We start from the raw sequence: 15,253 nt of genomic DNA, 5'->3' as shown, positions 1-15,253 counted from the left end.
GAAAAGGTTCACCCCAATATCTTTGTCGAGAGAAAACAGCATCGCGTAAACGGTAATTTACTTTGGCGTTTCCTGCTCCAATTTTTTCTAATTCTTCGATGATTTTTTTAGTTCCTGATTTGTAATCTAATCCGTTTAAGAAATCAGAATTTACTAATTCAAAACCGCCTTTTTCACCGTAAGCGGCTTCTGAAATATCTTGGTTGAAAATATTTTTAATTTCTGGCATTCCATGAGTTCCTTTGAAGAAATTTGCGAAAGCATAATCACGCTCATCACCACATGGAACCGCCATCACCGCACCTGTTCCGTAACCTGCCAATACGTAATCGCCAATCCAAACAGGAATTGGTTCTTTCGTAAAAGGATGTTCCGCATACGCACCTGTGAAAACTCCAGAAATGGTTTTAACATCTGCCATTCTTTCTCTTTCCGAACGTTTTGCTGTTGCTTCAACATACGCCTCAACTGCAGCTTTTTGTTCTGGAGTAGTGATTTGAGCAACCAATTCGTGTTCTGGAGCTAAAGTCATAAACGTAACACCGAAAATCGTATCAGGTCTTGTTGTGAAAACCTCAACTTGAAACTTGGAACCTGAAACTTGAAACTTAACTGTTGCTCCAACTGATTTTCCTATCCAGTTTCTTTGAGATTCTTTGATGGATTCACTCCAATCGATTTCGTTTAAACCTTGTAACAAACGTTCCGCGTAAGCTGAAATTCGCATGCTCCATTGTGTCATTTTCTTACGAACAACTGGATGTCCACCACGTTCTGAAACGCCGTTTACAATTTCGTCATTCGCTAAAACGGTTCCTAAAGCTGCACACCAGTTTACTTCGGTTTCAGCTAAATAGGTTAATCTATATTGTAATAATACTTTTTGTTGTTCTTCTGATGAAAATGATTTCCAATCTTCAGCTGAAAATGGTGCAATATTATCATCACAAACCGCATTTACATTCGCATTTCCGTTTTTCTCGAATTCTTGAATTAAGGTGCAAATGCTTTCTGCTTTATCCGAATTTTTGTTGTACCAAGATTCAAATAATTGAATGAAAATCCACTGCGTGTGTTTGTAATAATCTGGATTTGAAGTACGAACTTCACGACTCCAATCGAAAGAAAAACCAATTCTATCCAACTGATTTCTGTAACCTTGAATCGTATTTCCTGATTTATCCACACCACCTTCGATATTCATACGAGTGGTATCGGCTGGATGTTGTCCGGTTTGAATCGCATATTGTTCAGCTGGTAAACCAAATGAATCGTACCCTTGCGGATGCAACACATTAAAACCTTGATGTCTTTTATATCTTGCTACAATATCAGAAGCAATGTAACCCAGCGGATGCCCAACGTGCAAGCCCGCTCCAGAAGGATAAGGAAACATGTCTAATACATAGTATTTTGGTTTTTCTGAATGGTTAGATGCAGCAAAAGTTTGATTTTCTGCCCAATATTGTTGCCATTTGGCTTCGATTTTTTCGTGGAAATATTTCATCTTGTAACGTTGTCGGTTTTCTGTTATCGGTTTTATCCGAAAAATAAAGGTGCAAAAATACGTTTTATAAAACTTTTATAAAACTAATCTTTAAAATATAGTGTTCCGTTTGGATTAGCATAGCCTTTGAAGTTTTTGTTTTCGTCTTCTAATGCGATGTATTCTATTGCTTCCAACAAGGAAATTCCTTTACTAATGGAGTATTTAATTTCTCTAACAGGATACGGATAATACATAGGAAGTAACGTCAATACATAATCTGAATTACTATAATAACTAATGTATGCCGAATGTTGGTTTCCTTTTTTTACTCTCAAGAAACTTGGACTTTCCGAATTAAATATGATACTATCAAATTCAATCGATAATTTGATTTCTTTCTTTTCAGAAACCAATCCAAACAAGTTGTTTTTCTTAACCAAAAACACTTGTTTTTTAAATGATGGTGTTATAGTGTATCCCATTTTAATTTCGTCATATTCAGCCGGCAGAATAAAAGTATGATTAACATCAATAACACCATATTTCATGATTTTGGTTTTTTTATCCAACACTCCAACTTTAAAATAATTTTTAGAACCCGAATCATATTTTTTTTCAGATTTCATAGGCTCAAGAAAATCATATTCCACACTTTTTTGAAATGGAAATTGATATACTAAACCAAATTTATTTTTCTTTTGATAAATAATATAATTGAAATAGATTTGAATGCTGTCGTTATCAGGCTTATCTTCTGTGATAACACCTATGGTTTTGAAAACTTCAATTTTATCTGCTTTAACTGGGAATTTTAAAGTTTTTTTATTTTTAGTAACATTGTTTGAAACCTCAACTTCTATTTGATTGTCTTTTAAAACATATTTGTAATACGAAGTTCCTTTTGGAGTTTTTCTGATGCTTTTCCCCCTTCCTGGTCCATCTCCACTTCCAGAACCAGTTCCTGAATAACCTCTTGGTTCATCAACAACCATTTCACTATCCATATTTGGAACTGCAATATTATCATCGTAATTGTTATATCCTTCTTTTTTCTTTTTTGGCCCTGTATTTTCTTGAATATACTGACTGTCTTTTTTTTCATCTAAAAGAATGATTCGACTTTCTTCTACTTTAAAATATTTAGTTTCAACCGCACTTGTTGCTGTTTGTTTTACATAAGCAATTGCTAATTCTTCTTTTGATTTTTTATTGTCTAATTCTATCGAAAAAACGTCTTTTAACACATAACTTAACTTGTTATCATTGTAATAATCCAAATTTACTAACGATTCTCTTCCTTCTAAATCCTTTATATAAAATCCAATAATAAAAGTTGTATCATAACGCTTGTCATTTCCTTTAATTCCTTTTAAATAAGAAAGCGGTTGATTAATTAGTAATTCCCCTTTTGTGTTGTATAAGTAGTTGATTTCTTTTTTATCAACTCCTTTTTTAACCACAATTATCAGATTAGTTGACACATACTGCAATTTTTGAAATTCAACAGGAATAATATTTTTTGAACCCAAATAAACTCCTGAGTTATTTCCTGAAGTCACTTCAAAGAAAAACTTTTCATTACTTGAAGCTTTTCGTATAGCATCGTATTTTGGTGCGACTAAAACCTTTGCATTTTCATCGCAAAATCCCCATAAATTTCCTTCTCTATAAGGAAAAATATTTTCTTGAGCCATCAAGGTTAGTGCAAAAAAGAATAAAACTGCCGAAATCTTATATCGTAATGTCATTTTTATGAATTTAAAGCTTCAAATTTACTGATTATAAATACTAAAGTTAAAACTTTGTTGTTATATTCTATGTAAACAAAATTTCTTTACTATTTTTACGGCTTAAATAGAATTATATGGCATCATCTTTTGAAAATTACAACAAACGACGTTTGATTTCATCCTACTTTTCGGTAGTATTGAGTATCTTTTTAGTATTGTTCCTTTTAGGAGCTTTAGGACTTTTTGTAATTAATTCGAAAAAGATAACAAATGATTTTAAAGAAAACATTCCTATGACGGTTTTCTTTAACAATGATGCTAACGACTCTGTCATCAGTGCTTTTGATGTAGAAATGAAAAATGCAAAATTCATTAAAGATTATGCTTTTGTTCATAAAGACAGTGCTGCAAAAAACAACGTAGACATTGTAGGTAAAGATTTTATGGAATTTTTAGGCTTTAATCCATTACAAAATTCATTTGATATTCACTTAAAAGGTGATTATGTAATTGCTGATAGTATCAAGAAAATTGAACGTAACATTCGTAAAAACGAAATGGTTTCAGAGATTATCTACGATAAAGAATTGGTAGACATGGTAAACAATAACGTGACTAAAATTAGTTTTTGGATTTTGGTTATTAGTGCTATCTTAACTGTTGTTGCAATGTTGTTAATTAATAGTTCATTACGCCTTTCTGTTTATTCTCATCGTTTTACTATCAAAACGATGCAAATGGTTGGAGCGACAAAATCGTTCATTAGAAAACCATTTATTTGGAGAAGTATTAAACTAGGATTAATAGGTTCTGGATTGGCTATTGTTGCTTTATTGGCATTAGTGTTTTATGTAGATGGATTATTCCCAAGTTTAGGCATTGCAAAAGATTATCTTTCAATTGGAATAGTAATTTTTGGAGTATTAGTTGTTGGAATTATCATTACCTCAATTAGTACATTCTTTGCTACGCAACGTTTCTTAAATTTAAAAACAGACGATCTTTACTAGTATTCAGTGTTCAATGAAAAGTGTTCAGTGAATTAAAAAAATATAAAAATGGAAAACAACAACAAACCCGAATTTCTTTTTGACAAAGTAAATTATAAAATTCTTTTAATTGGATTAGCCGTAATTGGGCTTGGATTTATTTTAATGAGTGGTGGTGGAAGCGAAGATCCAAATGTTTTTAACGGTGACGAATTATTTAGTTTCAGAAGAATTCGTTTAGCTCCAACCGTAGTTTTAATTGGTTTTGGAATTACGATTTATTCGATTTTAAAAAATCCGAAGAAGTAATACTTTATGGATGTTTTACAAGCCATTATTCTTGCTATTATTGAAGGAATAACCGAATTTTTACCTGTTTCTTCAACGGGTCACATGATTATTGCTTCGTCCTTTTTTGGAATTGCACAAGACGATTTTACTAAACTTTTTACCATTGTAATTCAGTTAGGAACTATACTTTCTGTAATTGTTTTATACTTCAAACGCTTTTTTCAATCATTAGACTTTTACTTTAAATTATTCGTTGCTTTTATCCCAGCCGTAATTTTCGGATTATTGCTTGGTGATTTTATCGATGGTTTATTGGAAAATCCAATTACTGTTGCCGTTTCATTAATCATTGGTGGTTTTTTACTTTTAAAAGTAGATGAATGGTTTGGCAATTCGGAAGGAACAGAAATATCCTATTTAACCGCTTTTAAAATTGGATTGTTTCAATGTTTAGCGATGATTCCTGGTGTTTCGAGAAGTGGCGCCAGCATTGTAGGCGGAATGACACAAAAATTATCACGAACAACTGCTGCAGAATTTTCGTTTTTCTTAGCAATTCCAACCATGTTAGGAGCAACTTTGAAAAAATCATACGATTATTATAAAGATGGATTTGTGCTTTCTGACGACCAAATAAATTTATTAATTATTGGAAATGTAGTCGGATTTATTGTAGCCTTAATCGCTATCAAATCATTCATCGGGTTTTTAACCAAACACGGATTTAAAATTTTTGGCTATTACCGAATTGTTGCCGGAGTTGCAATTCTATTGATTCATTTCTTCGTACAAAAATTAACTATTATCTAATGAATGCCGAAGAAATTTTAGCCGGAAAAGTACTTCTAATAGACAAACCCTTGAAATGGTCATCGTTTCAAGCGGTGAACAAATTGAAATACATTTTAAAACGCAAATACGATTTACCTAAGAAATTTAAAATTGGTCACGCTGGAACTTTAGATCCTTTAGCGACTGGTTTATTGATTATTTGTACTGGGAAATTCACCAAAAACATTACCGAAATTCAGGCGCAAGCAAAAGAATATACCGGAACTATAATGGTTGGAGCTACTACTCCATCTTATGATTTAGAAACCGAAATTGACGCTACTTTTCCAACAGAACATATTACCGAAGAACTAATTTTAGAAACAACAAAACAGTTTTTAGGTGAAATCGACCAAAAACCACCTGTTTTTTCTGCCATTAAAAAAGACGGAAAACGTTTGTACGAGCACGCGCGCGCTGGCGAAGAAGTAGAAATTCAATCCAGAAAAACTACGATTTACGAATTTGAAATCACTCGAATTCAATTGCCAGAAATCGATTTTAGAGTAAAATGTAGCAAAGGAACTTACATTCGTTCGTTAGCTTATGACTTTGGATTAGCGTTGCAATCTGGTGGACATTTAACGGCGCTTCGAAGAACAAAAATTGGCGATTATTCGGTTGAAAACGCAATTACTCCTGATGATTTTGAAGAATCTTTAAGTTAAAATATTCTGAATCTGAAGTTTACAAACAAATTATTTCATATTTTTACGTAGCATAAATTTCTACTCAAATGAAAACTGCCGATAAAAAAAATAAAAATCTTGCTATTCCAGGCAAACCGATGTCTCAAAAAGCATTCGCTGACTTAATCAAAGAAGCGGAAAATGGTCCGTTTTTGACTGAAAAAGAGTTTGAAAAAAGATTTGAAGAATGGAGGCTAAACAGAAAGAAGTAGTTCGTTCTTCTTTTTATCTCTATGATATTCAAGATATTTTTGAATATGGTGAAGCTACGTTTGGTGAAAAAGCTGCCATTTACTTTTATCAAGAAATTAAATCTATCGTTCAAAGGTTAGAAACCGAATACCTACTTCATCCTGAATGTCGTCATTTGGAAACCAAAACTAAAATCTATCGCAACATTATTTTAGGCTCGTACTTAATTATTTACAGAATTCGCACCAATAGAATTGAAATTTTAAGAGCTTTTCACGGAAGTCATTCGCCAAAAATTTTAAAAACCGTCAAAAAAATAAAAATCTAATCTTTTGAAAACTTTTTTACCAAAATTATACTTAGCAAGCTTACTTCTTGTTTTATTTCAATTTAGCTTTTCGCAAAATGTAAAACTAAAAACAGGCGATATTTTATTTCAATCGATGAATTGCGGTCCACTTTGTGAAGCTATTAACGAAGTTACCGAAGGTTATCAAGGAAAAGATTTTAGTCATTTAGGAATGGTGTACATCAAAAACGATTCGGTTTTCGTAATTGAAGCTGCCGGAAAAGCAGTAAAAGTTACACCATACGAAACTTTCAAAACCTACACAAAAGAAGAAATGTTCGTAGGAAGATTAAAAAGAAAATACCGTAAATACATTCCAGAAGCCATTTCGTTTTCGTTACAACAAGTTGGTGTTCCATATGATGAGGAATATTTGTATAACAATGAAAAATATTACTGTTCGGAATTAATTTATGATGCGTTTTTGCATTCGTACAAAAAACCTTTGTTTGATTTATTTCCGATGACTTTCAAATCGCCAAAATCGAATGAGTATTTTGAAGTTTGGGCAGACTATTACGAGAAACTAAAAATGGAAATCCCAGAAGGGCAACTAGGTTGCAACCCTGGTGGAATTTCCACTTCTGATAAGTTGAATATTATTGGAACAATTGAATGATTTTTGTTTCACAAAGTCTCTCAAAGTTCAACACAAAGTCTCACAATGTTTAAGGAAAAATCTGTTTTAATCAGCGTTGTGAAACATCTGTGTCATCTGCGTTCAATTTTTTAACTCAAAACTTGCTCATGCATTTCCACAATTTCATTCTGAATCGAAATTCCTTTGTCGTGTAAATACCATTTTTGTAATTCAATTTTTGCAGGTTCATCAACTACTCCGTGAGCGGCTTTGTAATCTAAAATCAATTGTTTAGCACCATGAGGTCTTGGACCCCAATCCGCTACAACTTCTAAAGTTTCAGCATCTAAAACGATTAATTTTGGAATCGCTTTTCCTCCATTTGTTAAAAAATGTTGCATTAAAGCATCATTATCATCACGTAAAGCAATTTTTAATTCCACCTTATCTGATACTTCAGCCATTTTATGAATCACGGGAACAATTTGAGCCGCATCACCACACCAACCTTCGCTTAGTACTAACCAAATGTACTTTTTATCTAAATTTTGCAGTTTAGTTTTCACTTCATTAGTAACCTCGATAGTTTTTTCCAAACGATTCATTCTCGTTTCGTTCAATTCTGAATATTTTAATAAATCTTCTGATTGTGTGTGACCTGTGGATTTCCCTTCAGCAATTAAATTGGTTACTTTTTTTCTGTAATCGGCAAAAGAAAAACTATTTTCTAGTGCTTGTTTTATAGTATTTATCATCTTCTTAACTTTATTTGGCAAATTTAATTCTATTTTTGGTAATAATATGTAAGAAATGTTACACATGGAAAATTCGTCAAAATCTATCGGAATTGTATTATCAGGTGGCGGTTCTAAAGGAATTGCTCATGCTGGTGCTTTGCAATTTTTAACTGAACAAGGCATCCAACCTTCATGTATTGCTGGAACAAGTGCAGGTGCTATAGTTGGCGGATTATTTGCTTTTGGAAAAACGCCAGAAGAAATTCTAGAATTCTTCAAATCGGTTTACTTTTTTCATTGGAAACATTTTACGTTCAAAAAAGCAGGATTGATTGATTCGGAATCCTTTAAAAGTTACTTTACTGAAATGCTTGGAGAAACTACCATTGGTGATTTAAAAATTCCGGCTTACATCACGGCAACCGATTTGGTTAAAGGAAAACTCAAAATTTTTAATTCCGAAACAAAACTTATCGATGCCATTTTAGCTTCTTCTTCTTTTCCGGGAATGCTGTCTCCTTATGAAATTAATAAAAAACTATATAGCGATGGTGGTATTTTAAATCATTTCCCAACCGACATTTTACAAGGAAGATGCGATTATTTGATTGGAGTTTATGTGAGTCCAATTCAAAACATAGAATCAAAAGATTTAAAATCAATAAAATCCGTTACAAGTAGAGCCTTTGATTTGTTGTATGCGAATTACAATTATCAAAAATTTAATTTGTGTGATTGGATTATCGAACCTAAAGAGTTGGCCAATTATAGTACGTTTGAAACTAGTAAAACAAAGATGGATACCATTTTTGAGATTGGATATAACGAAGCCAAAAAATCATTTGAAAATTTAGCAACATAAATGTTAAAACATTTTTTTTTAGAAAAAAGCTATTTAACTATATTTGCACCACAAATAATACAACAACACAATGACTTGAGCTTGCGAAAGCATGACTCCATAAAAAAAATAAACGGGAATGAAATACAAAAGAATTCTTCTAAAATTAAGCGGCGAAGCTTTAATGGGCGATAGACAATATGGAATTGACCCACAACGCTTAGCTGAGTATGCTGCCGAGATAAAACAAATTCACGATAAAGGTGTAGAAATTGCTATTGTTATTGGTGGTGGAAATATTTTTAGAGGTGTAGCTGGTGCAAGTAACGGAATGGACAGAGTGCAAGGAGATTACATGGGAATGTTAGCAACAGTTATTAACGGTATGGCGTTACAAGGAGCTTTAGAAGAAGCTGGAATGCAAACTCGTTTACAAACCGCTTTAAAAATTGAAGCAATTGCCGAACCATACATTAAAAGAAGAGCAACGCGTCATTTAGAAAAAGGAAGAATCGTAATTTTTGGTGCAGGAACAGGAAATCCTTATTTTACAACTGACACCGCTGCAGTTTTAAGAGGAATTGAAGTAGGTGCTGACGTAATTTTAAAAGGAACTCGTGTAGATGGTGTTTACACTTCTGATCCAGAAAAAAATGCTGATGCAGTTAAATTTGACTTTATTTCGTTTGAAGATGTATTAGCAAAAGGATTAAATGTAATGGATACAACTGCTTTTACATTGAGTCAAGAAAATAAATTACCTATTATTGTATTTGACATGAACAAAGATGGTAACTTATTAAAAGTGTGCGAAGGAGAAACTATCGGAACAACGGTAACAATATAATTTTGTTTCACGTTTCATGTTGTTATTGTTCTTAAACTTGAAACCTGAAACCTTAAACTTGAAACAAAAAAATGACAGAAGAAATTAACTTTATTTTAGACAGTGCAAAAGAAGCTATGGTGGGTTCTATTGCGCATTTAGAGAAAGAATTTTTAAATATTAGAGCTGGAAAAGCTTCTCCACAAATGTTAGGTGGTGTTTTTGTGGATTACTATGGTTCACAAACACTAATTTCTCAAGTAGCAAACATTAATGCTCCTGATGCAAGAACATTGACAGTAACTCCTTGGGAAAAAAACATGTTGGGACCAATTGAAAAAGCAATCATGATTGCTAATTTAGGGTTAAACCCAATGAACAATGGCGAGAACATCATTATCAATATTCCTGCTTTAACAGAAGAAAGAAGACGTGACTTAGTAAAACAAGCAAAGCACGAAGCGGAAGAAGCAAAAATTGGAATTAGAAACCACAGAAAAGATGCAAATACTGACATCAAAAAAGAAGAAAAAGCTGGAACTGCAGAAGATATTTGCAAAAAAGCAGAAGAAGATGTGCAGAAGCTAACTGATTCTTTTATTAAGAAAATTGATGAACTTTTAGCTGTTAAAGAAGCTGAAATCATGAAAGTATAAATTTAAGTCCCGATTAACACTCGGGATTTTTTATTTTGAATATATTTGTAAAAAATCAACCTCTAAATGAAATACTTTTGGCTTTTTTTGTGCTGTATTATCACCAGTAGTTTAGTAGCGCAAACCAAAATAAAAGGACAAATTATCGACTTTGATTCAAAAGTACCTATTGCCTTTGCTTCTATAACTTACAACAATAAAAAATTCAATGCCGACTGGGAAGGAAAATTCTCTATCGAAGTAAAAGATTATAAACTTCCTATAAAAGTTAATTTCAAAGGCTATTATGAAAAGATAACCTATCCAGAACCAAAGGTTGTTAATATCACAATTAAGTTGATAAACGACCTAAACGAAAAAAAACCCGAAATTCATTCAGACAACTATGTAAATAACATTGTTAAGAAAGTAATTGAAAACCGAAAATCAAACGACCCTGAAAAGGCCTTATCGAGTTTTCAATATAAAAACTATGAATACATTCATGTAACAGCAAATCCTGATAGTATTTCTTCTAAAATTGATACCATTTATAAAAAGAGACTTTTTAGAAAAACTTTAGTTAAACTAGATTCATCAAACTACAGATTTAAAAAATTCTCAGAAAGACAACATTTGTATCAAACCGAGAAAGTTAATTTAATTCAGCACAATCAATATCAAAGCAAAGAAACCGTTTTAGCTACTAGAATGGCTGGTTTTGAACAACCGGTTTATGAGTATTTAGGATTGAAACTTATCTCCTATTCGGTTTATGAAAATCCTTTTGAGATTTTGGAAACGCCTGTACAAAATCCTATTTCTAATTTTGGCCGTAATCTTTATAATTATAAATTAATTGATACCGTAAAAATAGAAGGAAGAAATGCTTACCGAATTTACTTTGAACCTAAAAAACTAAATGCTAATCGACTAAGAGGATTACTTTATATCGATACTCAAAATTATGCCATTTGTAAAGCCTATTTTCGCATTTATGGCATAGTAAATATCAATGCTACTTACACTTTTGATTACAGAAAAGATTTTGATATATGGTTTCCAAAAAACAGAAAATTCAAAGTTTCAAAAGGAAACAATCAAGATGATATTAAAATTTTAGGCGGAACCATAAAATTTAGTTCTGATTTAGATGAAGTAGAAAGTAAAAACGCAACCGACCAGGCCTATATTTCAATAGAATCTACTCCTTTTGATATTGAGATTAATAAACCTGTAACAATAACTAAACCAAGAGTAAAAATTGAAATTCCGCAATCGAGTTTAAAACAAGACAACGATTATTGGAACAAATTTAAAAAAGACTCACTCGACAAAAGAAAACTTCGCACCTATATTTCAATCGATAGCTTATCGCTTTCTGAACGAATTGAGCATAAATTATTTTTAGGAAGAAAAATTATCAACGGCTATTTTCCAGTTTCTATATTTGATATCGATTTAAGAAGTATTGTTAAGTATAATAATTTTGAAGGTTTTAGATTAGGAGCTGGTGCAGTAACTAATTCTAAACTTTCCGAAAAATATAAAGTAGCTTTCTACGGTGCTTACGGATTAAAAGATGATGAATTCAAATATGGAATTACACCATCTTATTTAGCACATAAAAACTCTGAAACTTGGGTGAGTGCTTCCTATTCTGATGATATTAGCGAGATTGCACAAACAAGTTTTGTAACTGATTCGCGACGATTTAAAATTTATGACCCGAGACCAATCAATATTTCTACTTTTTACAACAACAGAATGAGTTCAATTTTTGTAGATAGTAAATTTTTGCCTAAAACATCGAGTTATTTTGGAGTTTCTCATAATCAAATCCAACCCCTTTTTGATTATACTTTTGTAAATGATGAAAAATCATACACTAATTACAATATAACTGCCGTTCAATTAGCTTTCCAATGGAATCCATTTAGCAATTATATGCAAACCCCTATGGGAAAAATTGAATATGAAAAACGTCATCCAAAGTTTTCACTTCAACTTACACAAACCTTACCTGGCGTATTAGAAAATGATTTTGCTTTCTCAAAAATAGATTTCAAAACATTTTACGAATTGCCTTATTTATCAGGACAAAAAAGTTCAGTTCTGTTACAAACAGGAATAGCATTTGGTGATGTTCCTATTACACATTTATACAGTATTGTTCCTAATAATTTAAATCGCGAAGCTATTTTACAGCGAGTAACTTTTGCTGGAAAGAACAGTTTTGAAACCATGTATTTTAATGAATTCTTCTCTAATCAATACGCTTCTTTACAATTAAAACATACGTTTAATAAAATTCGTTTAGGTTATAAAATCAATCCCGAGTTTACTGTGGTAACCCGAATGGCATTTGGATCAAATAACGACGATAATCAACATCTTGGCATTACATACAATACTATGGAAGATGGTTTTTTTGAAAGCGGAATTGAATGCAATAAAATTTACAAAGGAATTGGCTTAGTAGCTTTCTACAGATACGGTCCATACCAATTAGCTAACTTTGACGATAACATAGCCATTAAAGTTTCTTACTATTTAGATTTAGGACTTTAAAATTAACTTAATTGTTACGTTCTAAACCAATAAATTAAGTAAGATTTACTACCTTTGCACCCTAATTTTTGAGAGATGTTAAAGTGGTTAAGTACCAGTTTTTGGGATTATATTGCCAGTAAAATTTTAAGAAACCGCGTTTTTCTTTTAATCCTTATTTTACTATTTACAATTTTTATGAGTTTTCAGTGGAAAAACATGCGTTTTACCTTCACTGAAGCTAACTTATTACCTGATGATCATGAGGTAAACATTCAGTACAATTCATTTTTAGAAAAATTTGGCGAAGAAGGAAATTTAGTAGTTCTTGGATTTAAAGACAAAAATTTCTTCACAGAAAAAAACTATAAAGCTTGGGAAAAATTTGTTTCCGAAATAAAAAAAGACAAAGCAACTGAACTTACACTTTCTATTGAAGATTTACGCGTATTAGAGAAAGATACAATTGCTCAAAAATTCAAACTTGTTCCTTTTGTAAATAACGATAGTATTTCTGATGCTTATTTAAAAAATAAAGAAAAAGAATTCTATAACGATTTACCTTTTTATGAAGGCATGTTGTTTAATAAAGAAAGTGGAGCTGTTCGCTTTGCTGTTTATCTTGATAAAAAAATTGTAAACACACCGGCAAGAAAAGAATTCATAGAAAAACACCTTAGCCAAGAAAAAATAAGTGCCTTTGAAAAAGAAACTGGATTAGACCTTCGTGTTTCGGGTATGCCTTACATTCGAACCCTAAACGCTAACAGCATCATAAGCGAAATTGGACTGTTTGTTGGAGCAGCTCTTGGAATCACATCTTTGCTTTTCTTCTTCTTCTTTAGAAGTTTCAGAGCCACAATGATTTCAATGTTTGTCGTTATTATTGGCGTAATGTGGTCATTTGGAACACTGGGTTTATTACATTATGAAATTACGGTTTTAACAGCAATTATTCCACCACTAATTATTGTAATTGGAATTCCCAACTGTATTTTTCTTATCAATAAATACCAACAAGAAATTAAAAATCACGGCAACAAAGCAAAATCGTTACAACGTGTTATTTCAAAAGTAGGAAATGCTACTTTAATGACTAATCTAACTACTGCCGCTGGTTTTGGAACATTCATTTTTACAGATAGCACGCTACTGAAAGAATTTGGAATTGTTGCTTCCCTAAACATTGTTTTCTTGTTTATTTTATGTTTAATCATCATCCCAATTGTTTACAGTTATATGCCAATGCCAAAAGAAAAACACTTGGCGCATCTTGGCAAAAACTATATGGCTGCTTTCATGAATTGGATTGAAAATATCATTAGACATCATCGTGTAGCGGTCTTTTCAACTGCAATTGGAATTTTAGTTTTAGGGATTATTGGAATTTATCAAATTACTGTTTCGGGAAGTATTATTGAAGATATGCCTAAAAAAGCACCTTTCTTTAAAGATATTGTCTTCTACGAAAAAGAATTTGACGGCGTTATGCCATTAGAAATTGTAATCAATACAAAAAGACCAAAAGGCGCTTTAAAATCGGTCACTTTAAAACGAATTGAAGAACTTCAAGAAACTATTATTGAAATTCCAGAATTATCAAAACCTGTTTCTATCGTTAATTTGGTTAAATATTCTAAACAAGCTTACTATAACGGAAATCCAGAATTTTACGAATTACCAACAAAGCAAGAAGAAGCGTTTATTTTGTCCTACATCAAAAATTCTACTCAAAAAGGAAATGAAAACATGCTGAAAAGCTATGTAGATAGTACAGGTCAATATGCTCGTATTACCACTTTTATGCGAGATATTGGTACCGATAAAATGCAAAAAATTGAAGAACGTTTACAAGATAAAATCAATCACATTTTCCCTAAAGAACGCTATGAAGTTTCGCTTACTGGTAAAGCGTATGTTTTTGAAAAAGGAACGCATTATTTGATTGATAACTTAGTACAATCGTTACTTTTTGCCATTGTATTGATATCGTTATTAATGGCTTATATGTTCCGTTCTTTCAAAATGATTATTGTATCATTATTACCAAATATTCTACCTTTAGTAATGACAGCAGGATTAATGGGCTTCTTAGGAATTCCTATTAAACCATCAACTATTTTAGTATTTAGCATTGCTTTCGGAATTTCAGTTGATGATACGATTCACTTTTTGGCAAAATACCGTCAAGAATTAAAAGCAAACGATTGGAAAATAAAACGCTCTGTTTACAGCACATTAAAAGAAGCCGGAATTAGTATGTTTTACACTTCTGTAGTATTGTTTTTTGGCTTCTCTGTATTTACACTTTCAGATTTTGGAGGAACAGTTGCTTTAGGCGGATTGGTTGCAACAACTTTACTCTTTGCCATGCTTTCTAACTTAATTTTGTTGCCAGCTTTGCTACTTTCTTTAGACAAAACCATTGCTAACCAACAAGAATTCTTAGAACCAACATTAGATATTTTAGCAGAAGATATTGAAGAAGAAAATTCAAACGAGAAATAGTATATTTGCATTATAA

At 31.9% G+C, this 15,253-nt stretch carries 15 protein-coding genes; 12 read left to right on the top strand and 3 right to left on the bottom strand.

Annotation, left to right across the window (positions count from 1 at the left end):
• Together L6Q46_RS01240 and L6Q46_RS01235 are read right to left on the bottom strand one after the other, a co-directional pair.
• Positions 1-1,507, bottom strand: a 1,507-nt coding sequence (locus tag L6Q46_RS01240) for a class I tRNA ligase family protein (protein ID WP_291282757.1), incomplete at its 3' end; no start/stop codon positions are given.
• 83 nt (positions 1,508-1,590) lie between these two features.
• Complete coding sequence (locus L6Q46_RS01235; protein WP_291282756.1) at positions 1,591-3,237, bottom strand: WG repeat-containing protein; 1,647 nt, start codon at positions 3,235-3,237, stop codon at positions 1,591-1,593.
• 116 nt (positions 3,238-3,353) lie between these two features.
• On the opposite strand from L6Q46_RS01235, the gene L6Q46_RS01230 reads away from it, so the two are divergent.
• The 7 genes from L6Q46_RS01230 (at position 3,354) to L6Q46_RS01200 (ending at position 7,179) form a co-directional block, all read left to right on the top strand.
• Entirely contained in the window at positions 3,354-4,229 is an 876-nt protein-coding gene (locus tag L6Q46_RS01230; protein WP_291282755.1) for a permease-like cell division protein FtsX, read from the top strand.
• A gap of 48 nt (positions 4,230-4,277) precedes the next feature.
• Positions 4,278-4,517, top strand: coding sequence for a DUF3098 domain-containing protein (locus tag L6Q46_RS01225; protein ID WP_291282754.1), 240 nt, complete (start codon positions 4,278-4,280; stop codon positions 4,515-4,517).
• 6 nt (positions 4,518-4,523) lie between these two features.
• Positions 4,524-5,309 (top strand): undecaprenyl-diphosphate phosphatase, encoded by a 786-nt coding sequence (locus L6Q46_RS01220; protein WP_291282753.1) that lies wholly within the window; start codon positions 4,524-4,526, stop codon positions 5,307-5,309.
• A complete protein-coding gene (truB, locus tag L6Q46_RS01215; protein WP_291282752.1) occupies positions 5,309-5,998 on the top strand; it encodes a tRNA pseudouridine(55) synthase TruB in 690 nt (229 codons plus the stop codon). Before L6Q46_RS01220 ends, truB begins: the two co-directional genes overlap by 1 nt.
• A gap of 68 nt (positions 5,999-6,066) precedes the next feature.
• The gene (locus L6Q46_RS01210) at positions 6,067-6,231 is read left to right on the top strand and encodes a hypothetical protein (RefSeq protein WP_291282751.1); all 165 of its coding nucleotides are present in this window, start codon (positions 6,067-6,069) and stop codon (positions 6,229-6,231) included.
• Entirely contained in the window at positions 6,207-6,539 is a 333-nt protein-coding gene (locus L6Q46_RS01205) for a type II toxin-antitoxin system RelE/ParE family toxin (protein WP_291282750.1), read from the top strand. The genes L6Q46_RS01210 and L6Q46_RS01205 overlap by 25 nt, the downstream gene beginning before the upstream one ends.
• 4 nt (positions 6,540-6,543) lie before the next feature.
• Complete coding sequence (locus L6Q46_RS01200; protein ID WP_291282749.1) at positions 6,544-7,179, top strand: YiiX/YebB-like N1pC/P60 family cysteine hydrolase; 636 nt, start codon at positions 6,544-6,546, stop codon at positions 7,177-7,179.
• A 110-nt stretch (positions 7,180-7,289) separates the two neighbouring features.
• Here the strand turns inward: L6Q46_RS01200 and L6Q46_RS01195 are convergent, their stop codons facing one another.
• Positions 7,290-7,895 (bottom strand): thioredoxin family protein, encoded by a 606-nt coding sequence (locus L6Q46_RS01195; RefSeq protein WP_291282748.1) that lies wholly within the window; start codon positions 7,893-7,895, stop codon positions 7,290-7,292.
• A gap of 64 nt (positions 7,896-7,959) precedes the next feature.
• On the opposite strand from L6Q46_RS01195, the gene L6Q46_RS01190 reads away from it, so the two are divergent.
• The 5 genes from L6Q46_RS01190 to L6Q46_RS01170 all read left to right on the top strand — a co-directional run bounded on the left by L6Q46_RS01190 (position 7,960) and on the right by L6Q46_RS01170 (position 15,237).
• The gene (locus tag L6Q46_RS01190; RefSeq protein ID WP_291282747.1) at positions 7,960-8,739 is read left to right on the top strand and encodes a patatin-like phospholipase family protein; all 780 of its coding nucleotides are present in this window, start codon (positions 7,960-7,962) and stop codon (positions 8,737-8,739) included.
• Positions 8,740-8,857: 118 nt separating this feature from the next.
• Positions 8,858-9,565 (top strand): UMP kinase, encoded by a 708-nt coding sequence (gene pyrH / locus L6Q46_RS01185; protein ID WP_026724473.1) that lies wholly within the window; start codon positions 8,858-8,860, stop codon positions 9,563-9,565.
• 71 nt (positions 9,566-9,636) lie between these two features.
• Positions 9,637-10,200, top strand: coding sequence for a ribosome recycling factor (gene frr, locus L6Q46_RS01180; protein ID WP_291282746.1), 564 nt, complete (start codon positions 9,637-9,639; stop codon positions 10,198-10,200).
• Between the two features lie 66 nt (positions 10,201-10,266).
• Positions 10,267-12,750: a DUF5686 family protein gene (locus L6Q46_RS01175; protein WP_291282745.1), complete on the top strand. Its 2,484-nt coding sequence runs from the start codon at positions 10,267-10,269 to the stop codon at positions 12,748-12,750.
• A gap of 75 nt (positions 12,751-12,825) precedes the next feature.
• Positions 12,826-15,237, top strand: coding sequence for an efflux RND transporter permease subunit (locus L6Q46_RS01170; RefSeq protein ID WP_291282744.1), 2,412 nt, complete (start codon positions 12,826-12,828; stop codon positions 15,235-15,237).
• Positions 15,238-15,253 lie beyond the last annotated feature (16 nt).

The organism is Flavobacterium sp., assembly GCF_023151265.1.
Classification (GTDB): domain Bacteria; phylum Bacteroidota; class Bacteroidia; order Flavobacteriales; family Flavobacteriaceae; genus Flavobacterium.
This window is presented reverse-complemented; position numbering and strand designations above follow the sequence as displayed.